This is a genomic window from Hydrocoleum sp. CS-953 (assembly GCF_002260545.1).
GTDB lineage: Bacteria > Cyanobacteriota > Cyanobacteriia > Cyanobacteriales > Microcoleaceae > Trichodesmium.
In genome coordinates this window covers 1-2,887 of the sequence record NZ_LGSU01000364.1, presented here as the reverse complement: position 1 = coordinate 2,887, position 2,887 = coordinate 1, and the positions used below count along the sequence as shown (strand labels likewise).

1 protein-coding gene and 1 pseudogene are annotated in these 2,887 nt (G+C 34.3%); both read right to left on the bottom strand.

Annotated features, from left to right (window positions below; translation table 11 throughout):
• Positions 1-2,106 precede the first annotated feature (2,106 nt).
• On the bottom strand, positions 2,107-2,301 hold the full coding sequence (locus AFK68_RS03430; RefSeq protein WP_094671604.1) for a hypothetical protein: 195 nt from the start codon (positions 2,299-2,301) through the stop codon (positions 2,107-2,109).
• 398 nt (positions 2,302-2,699) lie between these two features.
• Positions 2,700-2,838: pseudogene (locus tag AFK68_RS40935) on the bottom strand (IS701 family transposase); the annotation flags it as partial.
• Positions 2,839-2,887 lie beyond the last annotated feature (49 nt).

Here is a 2,887-nt window from a genome sequence, read left to right as displayed (position 1 = left end):
ATAATACAGCAACTGATGACGGTGGTGGTGTCTTCGCATTTGGTACTACAAATATTAGTAACTCTACTATCAATAACAACCTAGCAAGTAAAAATGTTCCGAAAAATCATAAATTCCTCATTTTTAGAGAGATTTTCAGAAAGAATTTTAAATTTAGGCTGTGCCTCAGAATCATTTATTATTATCCGAAACTCTTCTACAGTTTCAAATTCTCCTTGTCAACGAAACGATATGATATATTATCTTTAGTTAGAAAAGTTATATCCCAGTAATACCATTTCTCAAAAATATTGCTATATATGATTGGGTGGCGGAGGGACGTTGCATAAGGGCGTCCGTACGGGAGTGTGGGAAGTGGGGGGAGAGGAAAAGTAGCGATAATCTATACTAACTAATAATTGTTAAAAACAGACTTTAAATTTTGGTAAATACTGGACTGTTGAAGTATAGCTAAAGTATAGTATTAATGCATGGTAATTGGTATAAACTCCATTAAATGACTTGCCATTAGCAATTCCTTTAAGACCCAAAATTAAACGAATTATTTGAGTTTTTTCGACGCCAGAAACACCAACTAACAAGTTAAGATTAGGCGAAAATTAAATAGTTTTGAGATACCAAGATTGTGCGCGATCGCCAAATTATAATTTTTGGATTTTCATTTTTCATCTATCTAAAATGATTCTATAAATCATATCACGTTTAGATAATTTATTGTTAATAAAATGCCAAACTTGTAGGGTGCGTTAGACGGCTCAAATATAGACTATAAAAATAATTTAGCAATCCGTTGTAACGCACCGTTTTAGGTATATCGGGTTGCTACCTTTATTCAATCTTGACAAATATTTCCACTGTTTTATTTGGTTCTAAATCTAAATATCTAGCACGAATAGTAGAATTTGATTTGACTTGAATAAAGCTAGTTATTGTTGTTGGGTTTTTCCGTTGGAAATGCTCCGCAAACGTTCCATGCTGCGCAATGCTAGCGCAAACAACCTAACCTACTATTACTCAAATTTGACAAATATTTCTACAGTTTTATTGGGTTCTAAATCTAAATATCTAGCACGAATAGTAGAATTTGATTTAACAGGAATAAAGCTAGTCATACTCCCTAAAGAAAGTAAATCTCCTTTTTTTAATTCTTTTCCTTCAGCTTGCAAAGAATCTTTAATCCACAACACAACATTTAAGGGATTTCCTAATAAACCACTACCATTTCCTGATGCTAATACTTTGCCATTTTCGTCTAACATTTCTATCCGTAAATTTTGCAAACGATTTTCCCATTCATCAGTATCAGCGACAGGAATAGGTTCACCTAAAATTCCTGTTCTTGCGCCAACATTAATTGCTAAAAGAGCAGGAGCATCTATTTTTATATCTTGACTATAAACTAAATCTCCTAATTCAATAAATGGGATAACTGCATCTAAATATTTTAAGGTTTCTCTAGGAGTTTGAGCATTATTAATTTCTGCACTTCCTACCCTCATAATTAAGTCGCCTTCTCCAATAGGGCGACTGCCAAATTTAGCGGAAATAACACTACCATTTTCTAATAACATTTTTTCTAGAAAAACACCNATTTTAAGGTTTCTCTAGGAGTTTGAGCATTATTAATTTCTGCACTTCCTACCCTCATAATTAAGTCGCCTTCTCCAATAGGGCGACTGCCAAATTTAGCGGAAATAACACTACCATTTTCTAATAACATTTTTTCTAGAAAAACACCGCGCAAAGGCTGAGAAACATTGAAACTTTCTTGAGCTTTTTGATTAGTTAATCCGGCTTTATAACCAACTACCGAACCGAGACTTTTACTAATTTCTGCCACAAACTGATTTTGAATTTTTTGTGCTTGGGGTAAAGTTAGATTTACTGTTGTTTTGACTGGAGTTTTTTGGAGGTAATTTTCTACTAGATTTTCTCCGAACTGGGAATTATTATCTGGAGTAACTGTAGATGTAGAATTTTTGTCTGAAGTTTCTGTTTCTGGTGGGATGTTTGATGTTTCAAAAGAGCAAGCTGAAAGGAAAGAGATTAAGAGTAAAATCAGATATTTAGATATGTGCATAATTTTTAGTTTTTAATAAAATTTTGTCAGTCTTTTTTCCATTTAGAACAATCAGGAGTATTTTTAGGATCGGAATCTTTATCTTGTTCAATTTCCTTGATTTTATTTTGGTTAGCTTGCTTGTCTATAGGAAGCCATTTTTGGTTAGCTTGCTTGTCTATAGGAAGCCATTTTTTCAATCCATATTTGTCTTCAACTTCTGTACCTTTTACATATAGCAATGAGCGCTGGTATATTTAAAATGGCAGCATTTTTTAACAGATAGTCTATATCTTCTAATGGGACTTACACAACTTAACTGGTAAAATTAGACTATAATGCTTGGTCTACAATAATTTTACGTCTCCCGCGATCGCTACGGGACTTACACAACATTTTAGAGCTGCCGAAATCAAGTAAATATTAAGGGGCGTTCATTACTTACTCTACTTGGATTCCAGTATTTTTATCAAGGTTTACTTTAATTGCGAAAAGCCAGCTTATATGAGACTTTTGGCGAAGTTTACACTTCTCATCTTAAGCCCAAATATAGCCCAAACTCTGTTTATGAAAGGCAAAGGTGTCAATGTTGTTAGTTAACCAGTTAAAAAAATGGTGCATACATAGCTGTACGAAAAGCTTTATCAGCTTCCCCTAGTAATCCACCCAGATAGTGGCGGAATCCTGTTTTGTGGGGTGGGTTTTTCCCACAATCATCAAACTGTTTACACCACCTTTCACGCGCAAGGGGGCATTGCAGTAGGGGTTGTTTCTTTCATCCCACATTCCGCACGACAAAATGTAGTACATAAAGAGGGGAAAACTTGA